Below are 26519 nucleotides of genomic sequence, written 5' to 3'. Positions count from 1 at the left end.
CGATTTTATAAATACTTTAACAATTTTTAATTATTTTAACTAATTCTTAAAAAGCATATTTAGAATGATTTCTTTCCGGTCGGCAATCAATCTATCAAATTCCTTATCACTGATCATCATATTTTCCATAAACAAAGGTCTTATTGCACTTGGAAAAACCAAGAGAGAGATCATGTTGAAGATAAACTGAACTGGTTCCATTTTTTCAATCGTTCCCAATTCCATTTCTTTTTTGATATCTCTGTAGAACAATTCGAGATCTTCTTTTTCCACATCTCGCTTATGGCAACTTCCTTTGTTGATCTGCGAAACAATGTAGGTTTCCAGATATGGATATTGCAAACTTGTTGAGAGGCTTCCATCAATAAACTGACTGATCTTCTCCTTGAAAGAGAGATCGGATCGCATAATGATCTCAGACTTTTCTTTTTCCACTTTATGCGCTTCATCAAAAACGATCTGAACGAGATTATCTCTGGATCTGAAGTAATAATTGATAAGCGTTCTGTTGACTCCCGCCTCATCCGCAATCTCTTGCGTAGTGGCATCAAACTTCCCTTTGACGAAGAATAAATTCTTGGTCGTTTCTTTGATCAATTCCTGTGTTTGGTCCTTTTTTTCTTGTTTTGACATTTTTGTTAAACAATTTTGTGCAAATTTATATCAATCATTTGTTTTGACAAAATTGTTAAACAAATTAATTAAACAAATTTGAGAAACTTAATACAAATTTAACATAGCTTCAATTGCTGTTACTTTTCACACGCCAATAACACTCAAAAAAATTAAATTAAAATCATTAACTTTGCCGCTTGAATTACAGAAATTTTTAATTCATAAAATTGAACTTATCCATTCTGTAAAACGCACATTCTCAAATAGTAAATCATAACATTTTATCATAATCAATGGAACTTATACACCGCAACCTTCTGATCGGGATTCACGATTGCCTGCAAGAAACCTTTTTCGAAGACAGAAAATACGCTGACAAGGTCATAGAAAGACTCTTAAAAGCCCACAGAAAATGGGGAAGCGAAGACCGACGCGTGGTTTCTGAGATCTTCTACAACATCATCCGTTGGAAAAAACGCCTGGAATATTACATGGGCGAAAGTGTAAAGCCGACCAATGTTTATAAAATGATCATCGCATACTTGCTTTGGAGCAAAACGCATTACAAAAAATTTGAGGAATTCGACGGGATCAAAGTCGCGGATATCCTTACAAAACTAAAAAAAGGAACTGTTCCAACGAAGGCTATCGAACATTCGATTCCAGATTGGTTGGCTGAGACTTTGGAAAAAGAATTAGGTAAAAACTGGGAAAAAGAAATGGTCGCGCTCAATGAGCAAGCACCAACCGTTCTACGTGCAAACACCCTGAAAACGACACCAAGAGAATTGATTGCCGACCTGAATGACGAAAATGTGGAAGCTTTCACGATCAAAAATTATCCAGACGCGATCCAATTGGCAGAGAAGAAAAATGTCTTCTTGACCAGTGCTTTCAAAGATGGATTCTTCGAAGTTCAGGATGCAAGTTCCCAAAAAATCGGAGAATTGCTGGATGTGCAGGAAGGAATGCGCGTTGTAGATGCTTGTGCTGGTGCTGGTGGAAAAACGTTGCATTTGGCTGCTTTGATGAAAAACAAAGGCCAGATCATCGCACTAGACATCTACGAATGGAAATTGGCAGAACTGAAAAGACGCGCCAAAAGAGCTGGTGCTCACAACATAGAAGCAAGAATGATCTCTGACAACAAAGTCATCAAAAGACTTCACAACACGGCAGATCGATTGCTGATCGACTCACCTTGTTCCGGACTTGGTGTTTTGAAAAGAAATCCAGATTCCAAATGGAAAATCGATCAAGCTTTCATTGATAGGATCAAAGGAGAACAACAGCAGATCCTTCAGGATTATTCTAAAATCCTTAAAAAAGGTGGACAGATGATCTATGCGACTTGTTCTATTCTACCTTCAGAAAATAACGAACAAGTGAAAACATTCTTGGAAAACAATCCGGATTACACCTTGATCAAAGACCAAAAGATCATGCCAAGCGAAGGCTACGACGGATTCTACATGGCACTCATCAAACGTAATGCATAAAAAAAAATTCCTGAGGTAAATGAATTACGCTCAGGAATTAAAAACACAAATGATGAAAGGACAATATTACGGGAAACCGTAAAATAATTTCTTATCATTTGGTAAGATTTTATTGGGAATTAATTTTAGCTAAGTAAAATCATATTTAGAGTAATTCTAAAATAGTTTATAATTTTTAAATTTGGACTTCCAAAATTTATATAAATGTTTGAGACAGATATCATTATAATAGGTGCTGGTCCGACTGGACTTTTCACTGTTTTCGAAGCGGGATTGTTGAAACTAAGATGTCATTTGATTGACGCACTTCCTCAGCCTGGCGGGCAATTGACCGAACTTTATCCTAAAAAACCGATTTTTGACATTCCTGGATTTCCAAGTGTGGATGCTGGCGTTTTGGTGGATAATTTGATGGAGCAGATCAAGCAGTTCGAACCTCAGTTTTCATTGGCTCAAAAGGCAGTGAGCTATGAGAAGACCGAAGATGGACAATTCATCGTAACCACAAGTCGCGACGTCAAAGTGAAAGGAAAAGCCATCGCAATTGCTGGCGGACTGGGAAGTTTTGACCCAAGAAAACCGGAGTTGGAAAACATCGCTAAATTCGAGGAAAAAGGCGTTGAATATTTCGTGAGAGATCCGGAAATGTTCCGTGATAAGAAAATCGTGATCGCTGGCGGTGGAGATTCTGCATTGGATTGGTCGGTTTTCTTGGCCGATGTTGCTTCTGATGTGACTTTGATCCATAGAAGAAACGAATTCCGTGGCGCTTTAGATTCTGTTGAAAAAGTATCAGAATTGAAGCATCAGGGAAAAATCAACCTCATCACACCTGCAGAAGTGACCGGCCTGATTGGCGAAGATAAGATTACAGCAATCGAAATTGAGAAAGACGGTGAAAAATCCATCATCGAAACAGATTATTTGATTCCACTTTTTGGATTGACGCCTAAGTTGGGACCATTATCAGATTGGGGATTGGAGATCGAGAAAAATGCGATCAAAGTGAACAACGCTTTGGATTACCAAACCAACATCGAAGGCATCTACGCAATCGGTGACATCAACACTTATCCAGGAAAATTAAAACTGATCCTTTGTGGTTTCCACGAGGCAACCTTGATGGTTCAAAGCGTTTACAACAGAATGAATCCAGGTAAGAAATTTGTCCTAAAATACACCACTGTAAGCGGCGTTGACGGTTTCGACGGAACCAGAAAAGAAGCTGAAAAAGCGGTGGTGAAATCTATTGATTAAGAAAGAAATTAGATTTTAGAAGTTAGAGATTAGATTTTTCTGACTTCATCTATAATATTAAAAGAGGATTTCTAAGTCCTCTTTTTTTGTGCTTAATCAAAATTTCCAACTTCTGTCATCTATTGTCTAAGATCTATCTCTTATCTTTGCAAAATGTCAGACGTTAATATTACAATCATAGACAGAAACGGCGTTTCTCACACTATTCCCGCTCCAACCGATATGGCAATGAGCCTAATGGAAATCGTTCGTGCCTACGAATTGGCGGAAGAAGGAACCATCGGAATCTGCGGCGGAATGGCGATGTGCGCCTCTTGCCAATGTTATATCTTGAGCGAAAATGTGCCACTTCCGGAAATGTTGCCGGATGAAGAAGCAATGTTGGATGAAGCCTACAATGTGAAACCAAACAGCCGCTTGGGCTGCCAAATTCCTGTAACGGCAGAATTGGAAGGACTGATTGTAGAACTTGCACCAGAAGCGTAAATCAAAATCGACCACACAGGAATATTGTTTATGTTTCTTAAAAATAAAAAGAGCAAATAGAAATTGAGATTTATTTGCTCTTTTTTTATTTAGTTAAAAATCTTTGTTGCTGTGATTTTAAATCATCAATCTAAAATAAATTTCTTCGTGATCACTTTTCCAGACTTTGTTTTGAAAACGGCAAGATAAAGACCAGTGTTGATTTTATTCAAATCGATTTTTCCTATCGACAGAAGATCTTTTGATTCTACCAATTGTCTTCCGCTGGTGTCGATGATCGTTAGAGTTTCAATGGATTCTTTTCCGAGTTTATAATTAAGGGATTTGTTTTTCACATAGATTTCTACCGATTGGTTTGACATTTCTGAAGTTGCCAAAACGGAACCTTTCGCTGTCTCGATGATAAATTCTAAACCAAGTTTTGCAAATTTCGCTGCGTGTGTCGCTGAATTATTACTTCTGGACAACGTATCATTGGCCGAATGAATATAAGGATTGGATTGCGAAAAAGAAGCCTCAAACGGAAAAGCCGCATCATAACCATTTTGTGCCCAACTGAAATGGTCGGAACATCCATAATTACAGATCGTGTTTCCGTAAGTGAAAACGTGACTTCCAGTTTTGTTGTAATGCTCCATCAACTCTATCAAAAACAAATTGAGGTTGTTGCTGTTGTAAGCATCCGTTGAGATATAAACGTCGCGGTTGGAGCCTTTGTAATTGGTCATATCAAACTGTACATAGGAAATGACGTTTTTGCCATTTGCCGCGTAATCTTCCGCAATCTCAGAGGATCCAACCAAACCGATTTCTTCTGCAGCATAAGCCATAAATTCTACGGTTTTGGAAGGTTTGTAATTGATATTCAGAAGGACACGGATCATTTCTGTAACAGTTGCAATCCCGGAAGCATCATCATCCGCGCCAGGCGCCGCCGCACTGCTGGAAATTGAATCCATATGACCGCCAACAATGATGTACTCATTTGGCGCCGAATTTCCATTGATCGTAAAAATCAGAGAAGGCATCGGCGTTCCAACGTGATTTACAATTCTCACAGAAAGATCGGTTCTGCCAGTTGCCGCAATCAAGCCTTCCCATTTCGCCTTTAGATCCTGGACAGAAGTCAGCGCTTGATTTGTATTGTGACGTCTGGTTCCATAGGCTTCCAGAACTTGGATATGGCTTTTGATATTATCCGCGTTTACTTTTCCAATGGCAGAATTTACCGTTGCATCTTGATCAATGGTGAAGGCTAAAACTTTATTGGACTTTTTTGATTTACTGATAGCCAATAGCGCTTCTTGCTCGGAAGACTTATAAATATAGCCAGGGCCGTGTGTGATGACATTATGATGGAGGAATTCTGCTGCTTTTGGAGATAGAAAAACGACCGATTCCTTATCATTGGAACCGATGATCTCGACCTCGTTTGGCATTTTTGATTTTAATTCGATGGCATTCTTGGCATCTGTAGTTGCGTAGAATTTATCGAATTGCGCTGAGAGCTGACCAAACAAAGAGATTGAAAGTATAGAAAATAATTTTATCTTCATTTCGAATAATTATAATTAATAATTCGTAAAATTAACCAAATAATTTAATTATCATTAATAATATTAAATAATAACAAAGCATTCTGTAATCTACTTTTAATGGAACTATTTTTGAATTGATGGAAGAAATATTATCAAATGAAAAATTCTTTTTTAAAAATAGGAATCCCTGTATCATTGGGAATTTTAGGATTAATACTTTTAAATTCTTGTTCAGCGGGAATCCCGGAAAAGGCCACAGCCATTCAGAATTTTGAATCTGAAAAATACCTTGGAAAATGGTACGAAATTGCCAGATTCGATTATAAATTTGAAAAAAACATGGACCAAGTGACGGCAACTTATTCCAAAAATCCAGACGGCACGATTAAAGTTGAAAACCGAGGTTATGATTACGTCAAAAAAGAATGGAAACAAAGCACGGGCGAAGCCAAGTTTGTGAATGCTGAGAACGAAGCGCGATTGAAAGTTTCCTTTTTCAAACCATTTTGGTCAGGCTACAATGTGATCGACCTGGACGAGAATTACAAATACGCCTTGGTTGCAGGAAAAAACCTGGATTACCTTTGGATCCTTTCTAGAGAAAAAACAATTCCAGAAGATATCAAAACGAGATTTTTGGAAAAAGCAAAATCAGTTGGCTATGACACCTCGAAGTTGATCTGGGTCAAACAATAGCGCTTACTCACACGATTAAACCGTCCATTGGTTATTACAAATCGAAACTAAATAATACTGATCATCAATCTTTTCGAAGACCAAAATCAAACTATTCCAATCCATATAAGAATACTCCACTGTCCCAGCAAGGTAATTTTCAACAGTTACTGCGTTGGGATATTTTTCTTTGACATTGTTCAGGCTATTCCCTTTTCCTTCAAAATTATTGTAATTGACCTTAGCCGTGCTGAAATCTTTTTTGTAAACCCAATCCTTTAGATAATCTTTGAGTGAAACGGTGTAGATCGCACCGGAACCATCTTTGTGACCGAAGGTGAATTTCTCATCAGCATCAATATATTTTTCGAAATCCGCTTTGGAAAAACTCTTGTCCTTATCCGAAACAAAGCTGTACATCGAAAAGTGAATTCCTTTTTCTGGATGGATATAAGATGAGAGTTTTTTATGATTTTTCTGCTTTAGAAGGTTTATTATTTCGGTATTAATATTAATAATCGTCTTTTCTTCCGAATTTTCCTTTTTAACCAAGGTGTCTGGCTTAGCTTTTGGTATGATTGCCGTATTAGGGTCAACTTTATTGCAACCCGTTAGAACGACCAAGAATATTAATGCGTTGATTTTCATAATTAATTTTTATCAAAATTTGCCATAGTTCCAAGATCTCTCATCGAAACTACTCTGTCAAAAATAACTCAAAAAAAATTAATACCCAACCACTAATACAAAAGCATCTTTTGCATGATTGAGATAACATTACCATAATTAATTATTAAAGCAAATTATGTTATGATAATGATATATTTTAACTAATTTTGACAATAATTAAAGTGTGAAATATGAAACTGATAATAGCGCTGATTGCATTACTAAGCACTCAATTTTTCAATTCACAGATCTGTTCCCCCATTACCGCAACTGATATTTTTGGAAACACATCGGCGCAACTTACATGTGGGACCGGTGCCTGTATCGAATTGACAACCAATGTTCCTACAACTACGTTGACAACTTCCTACAAAGTAGCACCTCAAACTTACGCTCCGGTCATTCCTTTTGATCAAGGAACACCACTCAATGCTAATTCAGATGATAGCTTCTCAGGCGTTATCCCGTTACCTTTCAATTTTTGTTTTTACGGCGGAACTTATAACAAATTCGTGATCAGTACGAATGGCTTTATAACATTTGACACCACGCAAGCTGGACTTTCAAGCAATCCAAATCTTTTGGCCGATAATCCCAGCCCGCTGTTACCAAAAAACTCCATTTTCGGTACCATGCAGGATTTGATATTTTCTAATACCGATGATTCAGAGATCTACTACTCCGTGGTCGGAACAGCTCCTTGCAGAAAATTTGTAATCAATTACTACAAAGCAAGATTGACTGGTTGTACAGAGACTTCCACCTTTCAAATTGTCCTATCAGAATTCTCCAACGAAATTGAGATCAACATCGAGAACAAACCACTACCATGTGCTACGGCGCGTTTCAAGGAATCATTGATTGGCACCATGAATGCTGCAGGAGACGACGGACTATCACCAACTGGAAGAAATAGAGGAATCTGGCAAACTGATAATGAGAGTTGGAAATATACTCCCGATGGCGCAATCGTTCTACCAAGCATCACGTGGAAAAATGCAGCTGGCCAAACGGTTGGAAGTGGCGCGACCATCAACGCGTGCCCTACACAAACGGATAAATATACGGTAACACTCAACTATTTGGTCTGCGGATCCAATTTTACATTGAGCGATGATATCGACATCACTTACAGTACAGGCGGTGATGCACCAATCATCAACAGTCCTATTAACTATAATAATACTGTTTGTGATAACAACGCCGACAATACTGAGGTATTTGATTTTAATACCCTAACATCTCTCATCACCACCGACCCAACACTCATGGTAAGATATTACAGTTCAATGGCCGCGGCGGAAGCTGGTGGTGCCGGGATATCCAATATCAGAGGTGGCCAATATACAGTATACGCAAGGGTGACAAACCGAAGTGGCTGCTTTTCTATCGGAATTGTAAATATGAACATTACATTTCTGGACAAGATCGAAGCCATAGATATTAAAAAGCTATATTGCTTTGATGGAACGGAAGACTTTACCGTGGACCTGAACACCATCTATCCGGAAATGCTGATCTCACCGATCTCAGACATCACCAAAGTCACCTTCTACAAAACCGAAAACGACGCGACCGTACCAAATGAAATAGAATCAGTTCCGCCAATTCAAATCCTAACAGATGACGGCGACCATCTTACGTACGTCTATTTTGTGAGATTCGAGAATTCTGATGGCTGCTTCACCGTCAAAAAAATAACGATAGAACTTCGAAATCCGATTGCAGAGAAAGAACATGATATCTGTGACTTCCAAAATGACGGAACAGAAAATGTCACATTGAACATATTGAATGGCGCCATTGCCGGAAGTCAGCCCGTAACAGTTAGTTATTTTAGCGATGCTACAAGTGCGAATGCAGACACAGGCGAGATCACGACGTTCCTTCTTACCAGCTCCAATTCTCCAGCAGTGGTCTACGTTCGTTTGGATATGGAAGCGGACAACGGTGACTGCTACCGCGTTTATCCAATAACTTTGACCCTTGTCGGCAGTCCAGTCCTTAGCAAAGAAGCAGTGACTGCAAATCTGGGATTGATCTGCGACAACAACAATGATGGTTCCGAACCTTATGATCTGACACAATATCAAACTGAGATATATTCTGGTTCAGAAGTTTTCACCTACACTTATTACAGAAATTATGATTCAAGTACCCGTATCTTTAGCAACGGAATTGCAGATCCGACCGCATTTCCACTTACTGAAAGCACGGATGTCTATGTTCAGATTTCGAGAGGAGCCTGCTACGCCGTAGCGAAGATCACTATTAATTTTAATTTTTTACCGACTGTCAAGATCCAACCCACGATCATTGCAAAATGCGACAAAGGTTACGACTACGGCGAAACATATGACCTGAACGAAGCGAAAGCCGATATGTTCATCACTGCTCAGAATACAGACACGCTAGCTGATATGGACGTTACCTATTACGCTACTAGGGAAGACGCAGTTCTAGGCACAAATTCCGTATCAAATCTTCAAACCACGTACGTCAACACGATTACTTTTTGGGCAAGATTCGAATCAAAAAATACACACTGTTTTTCTGTATCATCTATTATTTTAAAGACCTACTTCCCACCAAAAGCCATTCCATCAACAATTCAGGTTTGTGATAGCAACTTGGATGGTAATCCGGAAGTTAATTTGCTTTTACCACAGTACACTAGAAATATGGTGAGCGAAACAGATCCGGAAAATCACTTTATGTTTTTTCTGACGGAGGCGGATGTTTTGAGCAACAATCCAATCCAAGATCCAGAAAACTTTTCTCCAGTTCCATTTCCCAACAGGATCTATGTTCTGGTAGAAAATCTGGTAGGATGTTTTACCTTGCCTTCCACGATAGATTTCACGTCAGGGCCTGTACTTCCTGTGACCAGTGATAATTTTGCCCTAGAGCAATGTGATGAAGCCAATGACGGCTTAGAGACATTGAATCTAACCCAATTCGAAAGTGAAATCTACAATTCTACAGCCATCTATTCCTACTATCCGACTCTGGATGATTTGAATAAAAATACAAATAAGATCACAACACCAACTGCTTATTCTTACAACAATAAGATTCAACCACCTGTCATTTTCGTCAAAGTTGAGAGTACCAGTTTTTGTCCTGCATTGGTTCAAATCAATATCACATTAAAGAATACACCAGCGTTTGAATTGCCACCTTACTATTTTTGTCCTGGTGTCGGAATCAGAATTGAACCAGATCTTTCTTATCTAAGCCCAATCGAATATATTTGGAGAAATCCGGCAGGAGAGATCATATCTACTGGTAAATTTATAGATGACATCAAAGTTGAAGGTCAATACTCACTCACAATTCGTATTGCTAACAACTGTACTTACACAGAAACTTTTGATGTGCTGGCTTATGAAGTGCCTATCATCAAAGAATTGGACGGACTAAGCGCGACATCCTATCAGGTGATTGCAACTGGAAGCAGAAAAATTGTTTATTCCATTGATGGCATCACTTGGCAAGACTCCAATATCTTTGAAAACCTCACGCCAGGTCCTGTTCGATTCTATGTCAGATTCGAAAACTCCGATTGTCTTGGACTCACAAGAGATGGCCTTTCTGTCAATATCAATAATGTGATAACGCCTAATGATGATGGCGTGAATGACAGATGGATTTTCAAAGACCTGGATGTTTTCAAAGATATTCCATCCACAGTTAAAATCTACGACAGAAATGGTGTATTGGTCTATGATCAATCCAGCACAAGCAGTTTCACTTGGGATGGAACATTCAACAGAAGAGCTCTGCCGACAGCCAGCTATTGGTACATCATCACGTTGCCTGATAAAGTGCTTACTGGCTGGATCCTTTTAAAAAATAGAAATTAATGCCAAAAAGCCGTAAATTTGGGTTATGGAATTATACGATGTTCTTATTGTTGGCGGCGGACCAATTGGCTTGGCAAGCGCTCTGGAAGCGAAAAAAAATAATTTAAAATATATCATTATAGAGAAAGGAACAGTGGCGAACAGCCTTTACAACTATCCTTTGTATATGACTTTTTTCTCGACGGCTGACCGTTTGGAGATTGACGAAATTCCATTCATCACCACCAAACCAAAACCTGGCAGACAAGATGCCCTGGAATATTACCAAGGCATTGCGCGTCAAAAAGAACTTAACATCAGACCGTATGAGAAAGTTCTGAATATTGAGAAATCAACTTTTTTCCAGGTCGAAACGAGTAAACAGATTTACTTTGCCAAAAATGTCATCATCGCCACAGGTTTCTATGATATCCCTAATATGATGGACATTCCAGGCGAAGATTTGCCTAAGGTCAAGCATTATTACACAGAACCTTATCCTTACGCATTTCAAAACGTTGTGGTCATAGGCTCCAGTAATTCTTCGGTGGATGCTGCTTTGGAAATTTACCGAAAAGGAGGAAACGTGACAATGATTGTCCGTAAAAATGAAATCTCACCAAGCGTCAAATATTGGGTCAAACCAGACATCGAAAACCGAATCAAAGAAGGCAGCATCAAGGCTTTTTTCGGCGCTGAGCTCTTGGAAGTGAAAGAACATTCCGTCATCTTCAAAACCGAAACTGGCGACATCAAAGAAATAGAAAATGACTTTGTCCTTGCAATGACAGGCTATCTGCCCGATTTTAATTTCCTCCAAAATATTGGAGTAGATTTACAAAACGAATGTCTGAATCCCAATTACAATCCCGAGACAATGGAAAGCAATATCGAAGGAATATATCTCGCAGGTGTCGTTTGTGGTGGAAAGGACACGCATCTCTGGTTTATAGAAAATTCCAGAATCCACGCCAAACAAATCATCAAAAACATTATTGACAAGTCATAAACGATTATTGATATTGATAATTAAATTTTCCACATTTATAAGTTGAAACCTTTTTTAATTTCCAAATGGTACTCTTTTTGTTTATATTCAGGCTGAAAAAAAACACTAAGAATCCTATGAAAATTAAAAACCTACTTCCTTTATTTATCGCCTCGAGCTTAATTTTGGTTCAATGTAAAAAGGACGAAAATGTACCTTCCGAGACAAAAGACAATCCTATCACGGACATTTTGGGTTCCGATGACAAAAAAGAGGAAGAGAAAAAAGAAGACGAAAAACCAAAAGTTCCAGACGTGGTCATCCCAAGAAAAGATTTCGGATTTTTCCCTTGGGTCTACAAAAGCACCGACTCCGTTTCTCAAAAGAACAAAAAAGAATTTACCGGCAAAGCACTCTACACGATTCTTGCGCTTAATCGTCTGGACAAAGCCAACATCGGCGCTGCAGACACCTTGGTTGTTCCCGCAAAAATCGAGGACGACTTCCTGATATACTCACCATTTCCAGGCCACATCACGAGTCTGGAAAATGTGAAAAAATTCGTATTCTTCTCCTACCCGATTCAGGCGTACGGCGTTTATGAGTACGGAAACATCGTGAAATGGGGACCAACCAGTATGGGCAAAAAAGCCACCAAGACCAAAACTGGTTTGATGTTCGCCAACTGGAAAAAAGAAGTCGCCATCTCCACCGTCAGCGATGAGTGGAAACTACGATGGAACGTGAATATTGCCAATTTTGACGGCATCGGCTGGCATCAGTACGCAATGCCCGGATATCCAGCTTCGCACGCCTGTCTACGGATGTTGGAGGAAGACGCCAAATGGATGTACACCTGGGTAGACAATTGGGTTCTGAACAAAGGCGGAGCAACAGAAAGAGCAAAGGGAACGCCAGTTATCGTTTACGGGGATTATCCTTGGGGCAAGAGACGACCTTGGAAAAAACTTCTAGATTCGCCGGAAGCTAACAACATTTCCGAAGACGAAATGAACAAAATCATAGAACCTCATCTTGCAACCATTATGAAGGAGCAGGAAAACAGAGACATTGTGATTCAGCAGGTTATAGCTGAGAAAAAAGCAAAAGCAGATTCTCTCGCCAATCTAAAAAGCCAGAATCAGCTATCAGCAAATATGAATTAAGTTTTCTAGGAGCTTGATCCCGCTATCCACTATTACTCCTCGCGCCAAGGCTTTTCCCAACGCCTGCTGTGGGGTAACCGTTACTATCGGGGCTATGGGATTGGTCTTCAAAAGAAGATTTGTCATTCAAATAAAACAAAAACCCTTTCAAAGATTATCTTGAAAGGGTTTTTTATTATTATAATCGGCACATTGAGCTGAGTCAAAGCGCTTATCTAAATATTTCCAACCACCGTTTTGATTTGCGTAAATTCCTTGATGGCGTGCAAAGACAACTCAACGCCGTAACCAGAGGATTTGGCACCGCCGAAAGGAAGTCTAGCATCAGAACTTGTAGATTTGTTGATGGAAACAGTTCCAGATTCCAGGTTTTCTATGAAGAACTGTGCGCGTTTCTTATCTTTCGTCCAAACCGAATTTCCCAATCCAAACGGAATGTCATTCGCCAGTTTCAGAATCTCCTCATCATCTTTCCCAACCATCAGCATTGCCAAAGGCCCGAATAGTTCTTCCTGCAAAATCGGATTACCTTCCTTCACCAAGATGATTCCGGGACGAAACTCACTCTCCGAAATACGTTCTAGGGCCAAAACCACTTCTGCCCCGTTTCTCAAAGCTTTTTTGTACTGGCTTTCCAGTTCGTCCGCCAAATCTGGTCTTGCCATTTTGCTCAGCTTCGTTTCCTTATTGAAAGGGTCAGCTGGTTGATATGAGTTAAATTCCGCTACGAATTTCGGAACAAAATCTTTCTCCACTTTTTGATGCACGATGAAACGTTTCGCCGCATTACAAACCTGACCTGTATTTTGAAGTTTTCCGCTTGGTGCTTCTGTTGCTGCTTTTTCTACATCTGCATCGTCCAACACAATGTAAGCATCACTTCCGCCCAATTCCAGAACAGATTTTTTGATATTTTTCCCTGCGAGCGCTGCAACGTTTGCACCGGCTTTTTCGCTTCCTGTCAAGCTTACGCCACGTACATATGGATTTTCCAGGATTTCTTTGATTTCTTCGTGACCAATTCTCAGATTTTGGAAAATATATTCTGGGAAACCTGCATCTTTGAAAACTTTCTCGACCGCGTCGCCACTCTCGAAGCAGATGGAAGCGTGTTTCAGCAAGACTACATTTCCTGCCAAAATCGCTGGAACTGCAAATCTCAGGACTTGCCAGAACGGAAAATTCCAAGGCATCACGCCTAGAATAATTCCCAACGCATCGTAATGAACTTCAGAAACATCGAATTCTGTTTTGATCTTCTCTGGTTTCAGGACGTTTTCTGCTTTTGCATAATATCTTATCATTCCTGCGCTTTTTTCGATTTCTGCAATGGATTGGGAAATCGGTTTGTGCATTTCTGTGGTGATGAGTTTTGCGAATTTTTCTTTGTCTTTTTCGAGAACGTCGGCGAGTTTCAGAAGTAATGTTTGTCTTTCTGTGAAAGGTACTTTTTTCCATTCCAGGAAAGTTTTCTGTGCTGAATTTATATGGTTTGATAGATTCATTTTGAAATATTTTTGTCTAATTAGGCTGCAGTAATTGTACCACTTATTTGAATTGCTAAATGTACAAAGTTGCTCATCAAACGAAAACCAAATTTTATACTTTTTATAAATTTTAGTATTAAATTTTATAAATAATGAAATTGGAGATTTGTAAAATGTTGTGATTCAGTTCCACTAAAAATCTGTAAATAGGAAATTATGGCTTAGACTTTTGAAATGCAAGACACGTTTCGAAACCAGGTCATCATCGCAGCCCGACTTGAACGGAGCTCATTTTTTGTGGCTGGAAGAGCGAAGGCAAAAAATAGCGGGAGTGGAAGGCGGAAAAGCTGCCATAAAAACAATAAAAATAAAGTTTCGACGGATGTCAAAAGCTGCCCAAATAATTCTACTTTTTCTTATTGCTTCTGAAAAGCAAAACGGCGTTGAGGAATATCAACAGCAGATCCAAAGTCACCCAAATGCTGAGTTTGATGTTCTCGTACTTCAATTCTGCTACTTTTTCTGTGGCGATGGCGGAGAGTTTCAAACTGTGGTTGATGTAGTTGCGAACCTCGATGATCTTGTCTTCGTTTTTGTTTGGAACGGCAACTTGTGAAAAGTAGACCAAATTACCTTTCCCCAGATAACCAACGACCCAAAACTCATTGGACTTCTGCATATTGAGGTACTCTATCCTGAAATATTCTGGGCGGATCTGACCAACGTGTTTGGAACTGAATTTCTGATATTCAGGGACTTGGTCTTGAATCCTGATGATGTAAAAATCTATTGGCTGCGGCAGATAATTGATGACCTGAACCGCTAATGAGTTTTCCAAAAACTGGGAAACACTCCTCTCTACGAACCAAAATGTGAAATAGGCCGCTGCAGAAATGGTAATAATTGTGCGGACGACCTTGTTCCAAAAACTCCATTTTCCTCCTCGGATGCCCGATAGAAACAATGCAATGATGAGAAAAATTAGGATTAGAATGATTATCATTGAAACAAAGATAATGGTTTCTCTTTAATTAAAAAGTGACATTCCATTCTTTGTAGAATTCGTCCAGAAACTGAAGCATAAATTGATGCCTGTGCTCGGCAATTTCTTTGGCTGTTTTTGTATTGAGCAGATCTTTGAGAAGCAACAATTTTTCATAGAAATGGTTAATCGTGGTTCCGTTGGATTTTTTGTACTCTTCTTTGGATTGTGCCAGTTTCGGTTGGATTTCTGGATGGTACATCAGATTATTTTTGTAGCCGCCGAAGTTGAAAGTTCTGGCAATTCCTATGGCACCGATTGCATCTAATCTGTCTGCGTCCTGTACGATCTTCAGTTCCAAAGGAAGATCTTTCGGAGCGTCATTTCTGTTTTTGAAGGACATATTTTCTATGATGAAAATGACCTTGTCTATGGTTTCCTGATCTACTTTTTGCTCGGTCAGAAATTCGGTTACGATCTTTGTAGCGATGGTTTCGTCGCCGTTGTGGAATTTTGGGTCAGCGATGTCGTGCAAAAGTGCAGCTAATTCGATGACCAATTTGTCGCCGCCTTCTTTCTCATGGATGTGCAAACTCAGCTTCCAGACGCGTTCTATGTGAAACCAGTCGTGACCGGATTCTGTACCTTCTAATTTTTCTTTTACTAAATCTATTGTTTTGTTGATCAATTCCATATTACTTTTTAAACGCAAAATGCGCAATGATTTTTTTATTTATGTTAAAAATATTTTAAGATTCGCAAGATGTTTGACTCATCAAAGAAAGAAACTATTTTCAGTTTTTTAATCTTCTGACTTCCGACCTCCAACTTCCAGCTCCTTAAGAATGATATTCCAAAGTTTCCTGTTGTAGCTTCGGAAAAAGTTGATGTGTCCTATTTCGTTCTTTTCCGATTCGGAGGTTTTGATTAATCTGTAGGTTGGTCTCATATTCGGGTAAGTGTCTTCTAAAAGTGACCTCACACCTTTTTCTGTGAGCCACGCATCATCTTCTGCTCTGATGACAAAAACCTTTTGAGTCAGGTCTTTTGAGTAATCCTTCACCTTTTCCAACAACTTGTTGGTCGATTTTCTATTGAGAATGAGCGTTTGCCAATCGAAAGCACTTCCAGCGGGTAAACTCTCGCCTAATCCGAACCAATTTCCGGGAAAATAACCCAGAATCTTGGTCGACAACGGCTGTGCAATTCCGAATCCAAGATAAGCCTCGACCTTTGTTTTGAACTTTAAATTTCCGACAAAAGCGTTCTGCGTTCCAACAAAAATGAACTCCTCAAACATCTTCGAATCTTCATTCATTCCCAAGATCAAAGCACCGAGCGAATGTCCAAGGCAAAACTTCTGCTGGTTTGGAAAATTGGTTTTAATGTAATTGGTCAATGCTTTATAATCTACAGTTCCCCAAACTCTCATCGACGCTTCAAAACCTCTCATCTTTTTTGGTTTCGAAAGTCCAATGCCACGATAATCATAAGTGATGACCGTAAAACCCTGATCACAGAAAAATTGTGCAAATGAAAAGTAGATCTGCTGTTTCACACCCGTTGCCGAGTTGATCAGTAATAGTTTGTGATTCGGATCTGCAGGCTCAAAAAGGTGGACAGACAATGAATAATTGTCCTGGGTCAAAACATCGATACTTTTCATGAAAAGCGATTAGATTTCCGTAAAAGCAGAAAATTTTCTTTGGCTTTTTGGTGGTTTTAGTATGCAAGAGATATCAATTCCTTCATCTCAGCAAGATAAGGCAGACCTTTCTGAGAGCCTCTGTAGTCGGCCGCTTTCAATGCAACTTCGTTTCCAAACTTCACACAATCCTCGATAGAATTCCCATGAAGGAGTGCGATGGAAAAACCAGACGTGAAAGCATCTCCCAATCCCATGCTGTGCGCTTCTGTGCTTGGATTTTTTCGGAAATATTTCATCTCGGAACCATCAAAATAGCTGGTGCTGTTGGCGCCATCTCTCACAAATAGTTTGTTTGGCAAATGCTTGATGATATCTTCGTGATTGCCTTGTCCAAAAATCACCTCAAGATCGGTACTTTTTGCAACGATAAAGGTCGCATAATCTATCAATTCATCGGAAAGTCTGCTGGCCGGCGCGGCGTAGATCCCAATTTTCTTATTCAGCTTCTTGGCTTTTTTGAAAAGGTATTCCACCGTTTTGGTCGGGATCTCCATTTGAGTGAGAATCAGATCCGCTGCGTTGAGATATTTCTCAGCTTCGTCAATATTCTTTGAACCCAAATTATAATTGGCAGCAGGCACAACCACTATAGAATTCCCTTCATCCGAAGCGGTGACATAAGCCGTTCCCGTTGCTTCGTCCTCGTCTTCGCAAACGTAAGCTACATTCACACCTTCATCATCCAGATTTCTTAAAACCTGCTGACCATAGGGATCCATCCCAACACAACTCACCAGTGAAGTATGAGCGCCCAAACGAGAGGTCGCAATGGCCTGATTGGCACCTTTCCCGCCAAGATAACTTGACAAATTTCTGGCAAGAACAGTCTTATTGGCTGTCGGTATGATGGTAGTCTTTAGGATAAGATCGATGGAAGAACTTCCTACAACTACGATTTGCGGTTTTGTATTACTCAGTTTCATTGGCTAACATTCAACGTTTCAAAGGTCAGATGGAATCGCTAACTGCGAATTTGTTACAGGCTAAAGTAACAAATTAATCCATACCAATTTCTATAAATTCAGAAATTAACTTAACCACTTGATTATCTTTAGAATAACCAATATACGTTGCATAGAATCCTTCGCCATAACCTGTCTCGAAAGCGACAATATTTTCCTGTTTATCTTGATAAGGTTTCAAAACTGAAAACTGGTCTATTGCGCCATTTTCGTCAAAGAAATGCGAATGGAAAAACTCCTCGTAGATTCCCATAAACTGATCACCCTTTTGCTGAAACAGATCTTTTTCTAATTGATTCAAAGCGTTCTGGGTATCTTTGTCCATGAAGCTTCCCATTCCAGATTCTACGAGATAACCGTAGATCTCTTCGTCCTTCAAATCTTTCAAATTCTGACCGTCAGACAAAGCCAATTTCCAGTTCTCTGCAATTTGATTTTTATCAAAAACAATCTCGGCGTAAGCCACGCAATTGGATTCTGTTTCTTTATAGACATGAACCGGGAAATCACCTTTCGGAAATTCTTGTGTGAAAGCCGAATGATCCGGCGAGATCAATGGATCACTAGCCACGATGAAACCTGACGAAATATAGATCTTTCCCGCATCATAGGTCTCTAGAAGTGGATTTTCTACAAAATTTTTGGAGAATAGTTTTTTTATGTTTTCGATGTGTGTCATAATCTGATGGATGTTTGGTGCTGGAAGATGGAAGTTTACTTTATTGAAAACATTGATCCAACTTCCAGTGTCCTACAAACTCTTTAATTTTTCTTCTAAAAGGACAATTTTATCCTGAGCGTCTTTTTGTTTTTTACGTTCGATCTCTACAACTTCTGGTTTTGCATTGGCAACGAATTTCTCGTTTGAAAGCTTTTTATCAACAGAAATTAAGAAGCCTTTCAGATATTTGATCTCTTCTTCAGTTTTGATTTTTTCTTCACCAAGGTCAAGATTTTCGCTTAATGGAATTGAGAACTCATTGGAGCCAACCAAGAATGTGAAACTAGGTTTATCCGTTTTTTGAGCGAAATTGATCTCTGAAATATTTGATAATTTAGTAATCACGTCAGCATCTTTTAGTTCCGTTGCATTGGTGAAAACTTTCACGGATTCTCTTGGCGAAATTCCTTTTGACTGTCGATAATTTCTAACGCCGGAGATCACTTCTTTAGCAAAATCAAAATCTTTGATGGTCTGCTCGTTATAACTTTCAGATTTTTTCTGTTGCGTGATAATCAACGCTTCATCAATCTTTCTATCCGAAATCGACTGCCAAAGTTCTTCTGACAGGAAAGGCATAAATGGATGCAACAATTTCATCAATTCCTCAAAATAAGCAATCGTCTTTTGATAAACCTCTTCACTGATCGCCTCGCCAAAGTTCGGTTTTACGGCTTCCAAATACCAAGAACAGAAATCGTCCCAGATCAGTTTGTAAACCAAATGCAATCCGTCAGAGATCCTGAATTTCGAGAATTGATCTTCAATCTCGCCAATTGTTTTATTCAGTTGTTCTCCGAACCATGCGATGGTTTGAAGGTCGTGGTTTTGCGCTTTGATAGATTCGTCACGCTTCCAACCTTGGATCAACTTGTACGCATTCCAAATTTTGGTAGCGAAATTTCTTCCCTGCAACATCAAATCTTCATCAAACAAAAGATCATTTCCTGCTGCAGAACTCAATAAACTTCCCACACGAACGCCATCTGCACCATATTTCTCGATCAAATCAATTGGATCTGGCGAGTTTCCTAGTTGCTTGGACATTTTTCGTCTTTGTTTATCTCGTACAATTCCGGTGAAATAAACATTTTTAAAAGGCACTTCTTGCCTGAATTCCAATCCAGCCATGATCATTCTGGCAACCCAGAAGAAGATGATATCTGGTCCAGTAACCAAATCTGCCGTTGGATAATAATAATTGATGTCTTTATTTTCCGGATCCAAAATCCCTTCGAAAACCGACATTGGCCACAACCAAGAGGAGAACCAAGTATCCAACGCATCTTCGTCCTGTTTTAGGTCGGAAGCTTGAAGTTGGAAGTTGGAAGTTTTCTCTTGTGCTAATTTTACAGCATCTTCGATATTTTCAGCTACCACAAATTCATTTTCGCCCGTCCCATAGTAGAACGCCGGAATCTGCTGTCCCCACCAAAGCTGACGAGAAATGTTCCAATCATGAACATTCTCCATCCAATAACGATAGGTATTTTTGAATTTTTCAGGATGGAATTTGATCTTATCATCCATCACAACATCCAAAGCTGGTTTTGCCATTTCGGACATTTTCAGAAACCATTGAACAGAAATTTTCGGTTCAATCACGGCGCCAGTTCTTTCAGAAGTTCCAACTTTGTTCACGTAATCTTCGGCTTTTAGAAGAAGGTCGTTTTTTTCTAATTCTTTGGCGATTTCTTTTCTAACGGTAAATCTTCCCTGACCTTGGTAATGCATTCCGTGTTCGTTCAGAACCGCATCATTATCCATAGAATCGATGATTGGTAAGCCGTGTCTTTGTCCAATTTCATAATCATTAATATCGTGAGCCGGCGTGATTTTCAACGCTCCAGTCCCGAATTCAATATCAACATAATCGTCCTCGATGATCGGAACTACTCTACCAACGATTGGAACGATGACGTTCTTCCCTTTCAAATGAGCATATCTCTCGTCATTTGGATTGACGCAAACGGCAACATCGCCAAAAATGGTTTCTGGACGCGTTGTCGCAACAGTTAAGAAATCTTGTGTTCCTTCAATTTTATATTTTAAATAGAATAATTTTCCGTTTTGCTCTTTGAAGATCACCTCTTCATCAGAAATATTGGTTTGCGCTTCTGGATCCCAATTCACTACTTTGTAACCTCTGTAAATCAATCCTTTGTTATAAAGATCAACAAAAACCTTGATCACAGATTTGGAAAGATTCTCTTCCATCGTGAATCTCGTTCTGTCCCAGTCGCAAGAACAACCTAGTTTTTTCAATTGCTCCAATATGGTTCCACCGTATTTTTCTTTCCATTCCCAAGCGTGCTTTAGGAATTCTTCTCTCGTGATATCTTTTTTGCTGATGCCTTCAGACTTCAATTTAGCTACAACTTTCGCTTCTGTTGCGATTGATGCGTGATCCGTTCCCGGAACCCAACAAGCATTGAAACCTTGCATTCTCGCTCTTCTGACCAAAACATCCTGGATCGTATTGTTCAACATGTGTCCCATGTGAAGGATTCCAGTCACGTTTGGTGGTGGAATTACAATCGTGTAAGGTGGTCTGTCATCTGGAGTGGAGTGGAAATATTTGTTTTCCAACCAGAAGTCATACCATTTTTGCTCGGTTTCTTGTGGGCTATATTTGTCAGCGATCTGCATGTCGTAAGTTATTTTTGGCTTATAAGTTGCAAAAATAAGATAATGTGAAAAAATTAACATCACATATTTAAATTATTTATAACTTTGTTACTTAAAAGTTTAATTATACTAAAACAAAAAAATATGAAAAAGATTCTTGCAGGATTATTTATGACAGGAGCTTTGGCTTTTGCATCTGCTCAAACGATCTCATTTGACAAAACAACTTTCGATTACGGAAATGTAAAAGCTGGAGCTGATGGTCACAGATTTTTCACTGTAAAAAACACTGGAGACAAGCCACTTATCATCAGCGAAGTGAAACCTTCTTGCGGATGTACTACACCAGAATGGAGCAAAGACCCGATCTTACCAGGTAAAACGGCTCAAATCAAAGTTGGATACAATACAGGCATCAAAGGTGCTTTCAACAAATTGATCGAGGTTTATTCTAATGACCCAGCAAACAACAGATCTGTACTTTACATCAAAGGAACTGTAGAAGATGTTGCAGGTGTGAATCAAGAAGCAAAATTAACTGTTTCTTCTCCTGTAGCGACTGCAAAAGCACAACCTGTAACTAAAGCTACAAAAGTTACTAAAGTTGCTAGAAAAGTAGAAGCAGCACAATAATAAAAATTTACTATTTGTTATAGAAACCGTTCCTTTTTTGGAGCGGTTTTTTTTATATTTACACTAAATGAAATATTATGGATTACAACTTCTCCGATGATTTCCTCATCAAAGAAAACTCAAAATTCGAGATAGGAAAACACGAAACAAAATATAAAGGAAAGATCAACAAAGACGAAGCAAAACAACTTTTAGAAATTGAAAAAGAGAAACTTCGATTGTTGCAAGAAAAACTCTACGCGGATGGAAGTCAATCGTTGTTAATCGTCCTACAAGCCATGGATGCTGCGGGGAAAGACAGTTTGATAGAACATGTTTTTGGTGGTGTAAATCCGCAAGGCTGTGAAGTGACCAGTTTCAAAACGCCAAGTTCCAAAGATTATTCTCACGATTTTATCTGGAGACATTATCTGGCTCTTCCTGCGAAGGGAAAAATCGGAATTTTCAACCGTTCTCATTACGAAAGTGTTCTCGTTTGCAAAGTTCATCCTGAATATAATCTCAGCGAAAAAACCTGGACCGATGTGAAGCAATTTGATGACAAATTCTGGGAAAACAGATACGAAAGTATTCGCAACTTTGAAAAGCATTTGGCTAACAACGGAACGAAGATCATCAAGATTTTCCTGAATGTTTCCAAAGAGGAGCAGAAAGAAAGATTTCTAGACAGGATCAATGAAGAAGATAAAAACTGGAAATTTGCAGAAGGCGATATTACAGAAAGAGGATTCTGGGATGATTATCAAAAAGCTTACGAAAAAGCGATCAAGGAAACTTCCACCGATTCTGCGCCGTGGTTTGTAATTCCAGCTGACCAGAAATGGTTTTCCAGAGTTGCGGCGATTCAAATTATTATTGATAAACTTGAAGAAATGGATCTGCAATTTCCTGAACTTTCCGGCAAAGAGAAAAAAGCTTTGGCTGAATCTAAAAATAAGTTGGAAAACGAGAAATAAGATTCTTGATCAATTAATTAATTTTACGGAAAACCTCAGTTTTGTGAACATAAGTTATTTTAATATTGTGAAAAATAACGAAGGATAAAATGGAAATCATTTACTTATTTATTGGAATAATCGTAGGCGGAATTTTAATCTTCCTTTTAATGAAATCAAATTCCGTCAGCAAAAAAAACTTTGATGAAGCTAATGAAAAGCTGATTCGCGCACAGGAAAACGAACTCAATTATCAACAGAAAATTGAAGAACTTAAACTTTCCAATCTTGAATTGACGAGAGAAAATTCATTGATCCAAAAAAGTAAGGAAGAACTGCTTTTTACAAATGCGGAACTCAATGCGCATTATAAAAATTTGCAGGAAAATCTAGAACATCAAAAAGAGGATTTTGAAAAACTTCAGGAAACGAATCGATTGCAGTTTGAGAAAACGGCGAATCAAATTTTAGAACAAAAATCTGAAAAGTTTACGCAACTCAATCAGAATCAATTAAAGTTGATTCTTGAACCTTTTCAGGAAAAGATCAACGAACTGAAAAACACAGTGAATGAAACTTATGACAAGGAATCCAAAGAACGTTTTTCTCTTGGAGAAAAAGTGCGTGAACTGAAAGATCTGAACCAACAAATTTCCGAAGACGCCAAAAAGCTGACGCGCGCTCTGAAAGGTGAAAGCAAAACGCAGGGAAATTGGGGAGAAATGATCCTGGAAAGTATTCTAGAAAAATCAGGATTGAGGAAAAATCAGGAATATTTTATGGAGCACGAACTCCGAGATGAAAACAACAAAGCAATCTTCTCCGAATTTTCCGGTAAAAAAATGCGTCCTGACGCGGTTGTAAAATATCCAGACAACAGAAACGTCATCATAGACAGCAAAGTTTCTCTCACCGCTTTTGTGGAAATGACGGACGAAACGGATGCTGAGATTTTCACCATCAAACAGAATCAACATTTGCAATCGGTCAAGAACCACATTTTGCAACTGAGTCAGAAAGCTTATGATGATTTTGACAGATCTTTGGACTTTGTGATGATGTTCGTGCCAAGTGAAGCCGCTTATATGACGGCTCTGCAAACCGACCCAAATCTTTGGAATTTTGCCTATGACAAAAGAATTTTATTACTAAGTCCAACCAACCTTATTACTTCTTTGAAATTAGTCCAAGACCTTTGGAAACGCGAACATCAAAATCGAAATGCAATGGAAATTGCGGACAGAGGCGCGAAATTGTACGATAAATTTGTTGGCTTCGTTGATAATCTGGAACGCGTTGGAAAGAATATCGACCAGGCTAAGAATTCTTACAATGATGCTTTCAAACAGTTGAGTTCGGGGAATGATAATTTGATCATCCAGACTCAGAAGTTGAAAGGTCTGGGAATTAAAAACAAAAAAAATCTTCCTCAGGGTTTGGGTGAGGAAGATTTGTAAATTTAGCGGTAAGGTTTGTTTATTTCGTCGATTGTTGCCTGTAATTCTCCCATTGTAAATTTGTCTGAATCGCATGTGATCTCTGGAATCTGATGCTGCTTTAAAAAATCGTTCAGATCTTCGCAATCTCTCAGCATATTGAATTCCTTATTATCAAGATCTAAGACAATTCCTTTAGTATTCCCTTTAATTGAATAAGTTATAGGACTCAAATTGCCCATAAAAGCTTTTGACCACAATCCTTTCATATTTTCTTCAAAATAGATGAATCTTCCATAGTTTGTCACTTTACAGAATCTGGAATATTGGTCCGGATCGTATCCTTTATCTTTTTTGTTGGTGTACTTTCTATAGGTTTGAAAGTACATCTCGCCATTATGAGACACGGCAAGAGGAATTCTGACTCTTTTGTCTTTTTCTTTGAAGTAGAAAAATACTTTTTCGGGAGAACTGGAAGAGTCACGTGAGTCCGCAGGTTTGAAATAAACCTCGTCCGTAGATGTTGGCTTTTTGTTAAGTACATCTTCCAAGGTTTGATAAACACCTTCGGGAAAATCCCCTTTCTTAATAGACAGTTGCTCTTTTTCTTGTCCAAAGCCTTGGAAAAAAAATAAAAGTGAAAAGCTTAATAAAATTGATTTCATATTAAATGGTTTAAAGTGTTATCGTCTTGTAACAATAATTGGATGACAAATCCCATAGCCCCGATAGTAGCGGTTACCCCACAGCAAGCGATGGGAAAAGCAGTTGGCGCGAGGAGTAATAGCGGATAGCGGGATCAAGCTCCTAAAAATCTTATCTATTCAATAGTTTTGCAACTTCGGGAGCGGCGTAGGTGAAGATCATATCGGCGCCGGCACGTTTGAAGCTGGTGAGGCTTTCTATGAGCACTTTGTCGTTGTCCAACCAGCCGTTTTGCACTGCGGCTTTCAACATTGCATATTCGCCACTGACCTGATAAACAGCGATTGGTTGCGTGATGAGTTCGCGGATCTTGGAAACGATGTCCAGATAAGGCATTCCGGGTTTTATCATAATGATGTCGGCACCTTCGTCCACGTCTTTCAAGGCTTCATCGATGGCTTCGCGGGAATTGTGGAAATCCATTTGGTAGGATTTCTTGTCCGCTGGAATATCCTGATTGTCAACTGGGGCGCTATCCAAAGCACTTCTGAACGGGCCGTAGAAAGCACTTGCATACTTGGCGGCGTAGGACAAGATCCCAACATCTGTGAATCCACTTTCTTCCAGACCTTCGCGCATTGCCAGAACACGACCGTCCATCATATCGCTTGGTGCGAGAATGTCTGCGCCGGCTTCTGCAAGGGAAACGCCCATTTTTACGAGGGCTTCTACAGTAGAATCGTTGTCAATTTTTCCATTCTTGATGATGCCGTCGTGACCGTAAATGGAGTACGGATCCAACGCCACATCTGGCATGATGATGATTCCTGGAACAGCGTCTTTGATAGCTTTGATGGCAGTCTGCATCAATCCGTTTGGATTCCAGGCTTCTTTTCCGGTGTTATCTTTCAGGTTTTCAGAAACCTTCATATAGAGATTGATGGCTTTGATGCCAAGGTCATAATTTTCTTTAACAGTTTTGACCGTAAGATCTAAACTTTGTCTAAAAACGCCAGGCATAGATGAGATGGCTTCTTTTTTGTTGTCACCTTCTGTAACGAACATTGGCAAGACCAAATCGTTTGTTGTAAGGCTGGTTTCGCGCACTAGACTTCTGATAGAATCGTTGGTTCTGAGTCTTCTATTTCTTGAGATCATCTTTATTGAAAATATTTATGCAAATTTAATTATACTTTTATTGTTAGACTATTGCGTAGGTAATTTATTTAAAATATATTTGTTGTAATTGTAATAATACAGACTAAAGCGAATGAAAAAACTTTTATTCTTTATCATATTTACGGTAGTATCAGTAGGATTTTCGGGAGAAATGAAAGCACAGACTGCACGTACAATCTCTTCTCAAAGGACCGATGATGGTGTTTTGATGGCTTATCCTAATCCTACCAAGGATGTTTTGGTTTTAAAATCAAAAGACGTTTCTGTTAAAATTAAAACAGTGACTTTCTTCTCGATTTTGGGAGCTCAAGTTGCAGAGTATAACATCAATAGTAATAATACTGAATTAAGACTTGACAAACTGCGTCCGGGAAAATATCTAATGAGATACACTTTGGATGACAATACACAGAAGATCACACAGATCATCAAACAGTAAAAATTTTATTTTCAACATACAATGCC

At 39.0% G+C, this 26519-nt stretch carries 23 protein-coding genes; 11 read left to right on the top strand and 12 right to left on the bottom strand.

Features of this window, described 5'->3' with window-relative positions; all coding sequences use genetic code 11:
- Nucleotides 1-39 precede the first annotated feature (39 nt).
- Nucleotides 40-633, bottom strand: a complete 594-nt coding sequence (locus tag BMW39_RS02425; RefSeq protein WP_034976902.1) for a TetR/AcrR family transcriptional regulator — start codon at nt 631-633, stop codon at nt 40-42.
- Between the two features lie 275 nt (nt 634-908).
- Here BMW39_RS02425 and BMW39_RS02420 point away from each other — a divergent pair, with 275 nt between their 5' ends.
- The 3 genes from BMW39_RS02420 to BMW39_RS02410 all read left to right on the top strand — a co-directional run bounded on the left by BMW39_RS02420 (nt 909) and on the right by BMW39_RS02410 (nt 3857).
- Nucleotides 909-2114 carry an RsmB/NOP family class I SAM-dependent RNA methyltransferase gene (locus BMW39_RS02420; protein ID WP_034976901.1) on the top strand — a complete coding sequence of 402 codons (1206 nt, stop codon included), beginning with the start codon at nt 909-911 and terminating at the stop codon, nt 2112-2114.
- A 204-nt stretch (nt 2115-2318) separates the two neighbouring features.
- Nucleotides 2319-3371, top strand: coding sequence for an NAD(P)/FAD-dependent oxidoreductase (locus BMW39_RS02415; RefSeq protein ID WP_034976899.1), 1053 nt, complete (start codon nt 2319-2321; stop codon nt 3369-3371).
- A gap of 153 nt (nt 3372-3524) precedes the next feature.
- On the top strand, nt 3525-3857 hold the full coding sequence (locus BMW39_RS02410; RefSeq protein WP_034976898.1) for a 2Fe-2S iron-sulfur cluster-binding protein: 333 nt from the start codon (nt 3525-3527) through the stop codon (nt 3855-3857).
- Between the two features lie 125 nt (nt 3858-3982).
- On the opposite strand, the gene BMW39_RS02405 is transcribed toward BMW39_RS02410, so the two are convergent.
- A complete protein-coding gene (locus BMW39_RS02405; protein WP_051879981.1) occupies nt 3983-5413 on the bottom strand; it encodes a M20/M25/M40 family metallo-hydrolase in 1431 nt (476 codons plus the stop codon).
- A 138-nt stretch (nt 5414-5551) separates the two neighbouring features.
- On the opposite strand from BMW39_RS02405, the gene BMW39_RS02400 reads away from it, so the two are divergent.
- Nucleotides 5552-6091 carry a lipocalin family protein gene (locus tag BMW39_RS02400; RefSeq protein WP_034976896.1) on the top strand — a complete coding sequence of 180 codons (540 nt, stop codon included), beginning with the start codon at nt 5552-5554 and terminating at the stop codon, nt 6089-6091.
- Between the two features lie 15 nt (nt 6092-6106).
- On the opposite strand, the gene BMW39_RS02395 is transcribed toward BMW39_RS02400, so the two are convergent.
- Nucleotides 6107-6718: a hypothetical protein gene (locus BMW39_RS02395; RefSeq protein ID WP_051879980.1), complete on the bottom strand. Its 612-nt coding sequence runs from the start codon at nt 6716-6718 to the stop codon at nt 6107-6109.
- Between the two features lie 212 nt (nt 6719-6930).
- Here BMW39_RS02395 and BMW39_RS02390 point away from each other — a divergent pair, with 212 nt between their 5' ends.
- The 3 genes from BMW39_RS02390 (at nt 6931) to BMW39_RS02380 (ending at nt 12738) form a co-directional block, all read left to right on the top strand.
- Entirely contained in the window at nt 6931-10605 is a 3675-nt protein-coding gene (locus BMW39_RS02390) for a T9SS type B sorting domain-containing protein (protein ID WP_034976892.1), read from the top strand.
- Nucleotides 10606-10630: 25 nt separating this feature from the next.
- Nucleotides 10631-11593, top strand: coding sequence for a YpdA family putative bacillithiol disulfide reductase (locus tag BMW39_RS02385; protein WP_034976890.1), 963 nt, complete (start codon nt 10631-10633; stop codon nt 11591-11593).
- A gap of 116 nt (nt 11594-11709) precedes the next feature.
- A complete protein-coding gene (locus BMW39_RS02380) occupies nt 11710-12738 on the top strand; it encodes a L,D-transpeptidase (protein ID WP_034976889.1) in 1029 nt (342 codons plus the stop codon).
- 215 nt (nt 12739-12953) lie between these two features.
- Here BMW39_RS02380 and BMW39_RS02375 read toward each other — a convergent pair whose 3' ends face one another.
- The 7 genes from BMW39_RS02375 to BMW39_RS02345 all read right to left on the bottom strand — a co-directional run bounded on the left by BMW39_RS02375 (nt 12954) and on the right by BMW39_RS02345 (nt 21247).
- Nucleotides 12954-14243 (bottom strand): NAD-dependent succinate-semialdehyde dehydrogenase, encoded by a 1290-nt coding sequence (locus BMW39_RS02375; protein ID WP_034976887.1) that lies wholly within the window; start codon nt 14241-14243, stop codon nt 12954-12956.
- A gap of 388 nt (nt 14244-14631) precedes the next feature.
- Entirely contained in the window at nt 14632-15228 is a 597-nt protein-coding gene (locus BMW39_RS02370; RefSeq protein WP_245750437.1) for a hypothetical protein, read from the bottom strand.
- A gap of 28 nt (nt 15229-15256) precedes the next feature.
- Nucleotides 15257-15901 carry an HD domain-containing protein gene (locus BMW39_RS02365; protein WP_034976886.1) on the bottom strand — a complete coding sequence of 215 codons (645 nt, stop codon included), beginning with the start codon at nt 15899-15901 and terminating at the stop codon, nt 15257-15259.
- A gap of 108 nt (nt 15902-16009) precedes the next feature.
- On the bottom strand, nt 16010-16873 hold the full coding sequence (locus BMW39_RS02360; protein WP_034976885.1) for an alpha/beta hydrolase family protein: 864 nt from the start codon (nt 16871-16873) through the stop codon (nt 16010-16012).
- A gap of 56 nt (nt 16874-16929) precedes the next feature.
- On the bottom strand, nt 16930-17838 hold the full coding sequence (locus tag BMW39_RS02355; protein ID WP_034976883.1) for a PfkB family carbohydrate kinase: 909 nt from the start codon (nt 17836-17838) through the stop codon (nt 16930-16932).
- Nucleotides 17839-17911: 73 nt separating this feature from the next.
- On the bottom strand, nt 17912-18556 hold the full coding sequence (locus tag BMW39_RS02350; RefSeq protein ID WP_034976882.1) for a DUF4241 domain-containing protein: 645 nt from the start codon (nt 18554-18556) through the stop codon (nt 17912-17914).
- A gap of 72 nt (nt 18557-18628) precedes the next feature.
- Nucleotides 18629-21247, bottom strand: coding sequence for a valine--tRNA ligase (locus BMW39_RS02345; protein WP_034976881.1), 2619 nt, complete (start codon nt 21245-21247; stop codon nt 18629-18631).
- Nucleotides 21248-21370: 123 nt separating this feature from the next.
- Here BMW39_RS02345 and BMW39_RS02340 point away from each other — a divergent pair, with 123 nt between their 5' ends.
- The 3 genes from BMW39_RS02340 to BMW39_RS02330 all read left to right on the top strand — a co-directional run bounded on the left by BMW39_RS02340 (nt 21371) and on the right by BMW39_RS02330 (nt 24251).
- Nucleotides 21371-21859: a DUF1573 domain-containing protein gene (locus BMW39_RS02340; RefSeq protein ID WP_034976879.1), complete on the top strand. Its 489-nt coding sequence runs from the start codon at nt 21371-21373 to the stop codon at nt 21857-21859.
- 77 nt (nt 21860-21936) lie between these two features.
- Complete coding sequence (locus tag BMW39_RS02335) at nt 21937-22815, top strand: polyphosphate kinase 2 family protein (RefSeq protein WP_034976878.1); 879 nt, start codon at nt 21937-21939, stop codon at nt 22813-22815.
- Between the two features lie 89 nt (nt 22816-22904).
- A complete protein-coding gene (locus BMW39_RS02330; protein ID WP_034976876.1) occupies nt 22905-24251 on the top strand; it encodes a DNA recombination protein RmuC in 1347 nt (448 codons plus the stop codon).
- Nucleotides 24252-24253: 2 nt separating this feature from the next.
- Here BMW39_RS02330 and BMW39_RS02325 read toward each other — a convergent pair whose 3' ends face one another.
- Both BMW39_RS02325 and hemB read right to left on the bottom strand, forming a co-directional pair.
- Entirely contained in the window at nt 24254-24895 is a 642-nt protein-coding gene (locus BMW39_RS02325) for a hypothetical protein (protein WP_034976875.1), read from the bottom strand.
- A 151-nt stretch (nt 24896-25046) separates the two neighbouring features.
- Nucleotides 25047-26033: a porphobilinogen synthase gene (gene hemB, locus BMW39_RS02320; protein ID WP_034976874.1), complete on the bottom strand. Its 987-nt coding sequence runs from the start codon at nt 26031-26033 to the stop codon at nt 25047-25049.
- A gap of 112 nt (nt 26034-26145) precedes the next feature.
- Here hemB and BMW39_RS02315 point away from each other — a divergent pair, with 112 nt between their 5' ends.
- Nucleotides 26146-26493: a T9SS type A sorting domain-containing protein gene (locus BMW39_RS02315; RefSeq protein ID WP_034976872.1), complete on the top strand. Its 348-nt coding sequence runs from the start codon at nt 26146-26148 to the stop codon at nt 26491-26493.
- Nucleotides 26494-26519: the final 26 nt, after the last annotated feature.

The organism is Epilithonimonas lactis, assembly GCF_900110605.1.
Lineage (GTDB): Bacteria > Bacteroidota > Bacteroidia > Flavobacteriales > Weeksellaceae > Epilithonimonas > Epilithonimonas lactis.
This window is presented reverse-complemented; position numbering and strand designations above follow the sequence as displayed.

Coding starts and splice junctions, on each gene's coding strand:
- BMW39_RS02425 (WP_034976902.1), bottom strand. CDS start 633: ATGTCAAAACAAGAAAAAAAGGACCAAACACAGGAATTGATCAAAGAA.
- BMW39_RS02420 (WP_034976901.1), top strand. CDS start 909: ATGGAACTTATACACCGCAACCTTCTGATCGGGATTCACGATTGCCTG.
- BMW39_RS02415 (WP_034976899.1), top strand. CDS start 2,319: ATGTTTGAGACAGATATCATTATAATAGGTGCTGGTCCGACTGGACTT.
- BMW39_RS02410 (WP_034976898.1), top strand. CDS start 3,525: ATGTCAGACGTTAATATTACAATCATAGACAGAAACGGCGTTTCTCAC.
- BMW39_RS02405 (WP_051879981.1), bottom strand. CDS start 5,413: ATGAAGATAAAATTATTTTCTATACTTTCAATCTCTTTGTTTGGTCAG.
- BMW39_RS02400 (WP_034976896.1), top strand. CDS start 5,552: ATGAAAAATTCTTTTTTAAAAATAGGAATCCCTGTATCATTGGGAATT.
- BMW39_RS02395 (WP_051879980.1), bottom strand. CDS start 6,718: ATGAAAATCAACGCATTAATATTCTTGGTCGTTCTAACGGGTTGCAAT.
- BMW39_RS02390 (WP_034976892.1), top strand. CDS start 6,931: ATGAAACTGATAATAGCGCTGATTGCATTACTAAGCACTCAATTTTTC.
- BMW39_RS02385 (WP_034976890.1), top strand. CDS start 10,631: ATGGAATTATACGATGTTCTTATTGTTGGCGGCGGACCAATTGGCTTG.
- BMW39_RS02380 (WP_034976889.1), top strand. CDS start 11,710: ATGAAAATTAAAAACCTACTTCCTTTATTTATCGCCTCGAGCTTAATT.
- BMW39_RS02375 (WP_034976887.1), bottom strand. CDS start 14,243: ATGAATCTATCAAACCATATAAATTCAGCACAGAAAACTTTCCTGGAA.
- BMW39_RS02370 (WP_245750437.1), bottom strand. CDS start 15,228: ATGATAATCATTCTAATCCTAATTTTTCTCATCATTGCATTGTTTCTA.
- BMW39_RS02365 (WP_034976886.1), bottom strand. CDS start 15,901: ATGGAATTGATCAACAAAACAATAGATTTAGTAAAAGAAAAATTAGAA.
- BMW39_RS02360 (WP_034976885.1), bottom strand. CDS start 16,873: ATGAAAAGTATCGATGTTTTGACCCAGGACAATTATTCATTGTCTGTC.
- BMW39_RS02355 (WP_034976883.1), bottom strand. CDS start 17,838: ATGAAACTGAGTAATACAAAACCGCAAATCGTAGTTGTAGGAAGTTCT.
- BMW39_RS02350 (WP_034976882.1), bottom strand. CDS start 18,556: ATGACACACATCGAAAACATAAAAAAACTATTCTCCAAAAATTTTGTA.
- BMW39_RS02345 (WP_034976881.1), bottom strand. CDS start 21,247: ATGCAGATCGCTGACAAATATAGCCCACAAGAAACCGAGCAAAAATGG.
- BMW39_RS02340 (WP_034976879.1), top strand. CDS start 21,371: ATGAAAAAGATTCTTGCAGGATTATTTATGACAGGAGCTTTGGCTTTT.
- BMW39_RS02335 (WP_034976878.1), top strand. CDS start 21,937: ATGGATTACAACTTCTCCGATGATTTCCTCATCAAAGAAAACTCAAAA.
- BMW39_RS02330 (WP_034976876.1), top strand. CDS start 22,905: ATGGAAATCATTTACTTATTTATTGGAATAATCGTAGGCGGAATTTTA.
- BMW39_RS02325 (WP_034976875.1), bottom strand. CDS start 24,895: ATGAAATCAATTTTATTAAGCTTTTCACTTTTATTTTTTTTCCAAGGC.
- hemB (WP_034976874.1), bottom strand. CDS start 26,033: ATGATCTCAAGAAATAGAAGACTCAGAACCAACGATTCTATCAGAAGT.
- BMW39_RS02315 (WP_034976872.1), top strand. CDS start 26,146: ATGAAAAAACTTTTATTCTTTATCATATTTACGGTAGTATCAGTAGGA.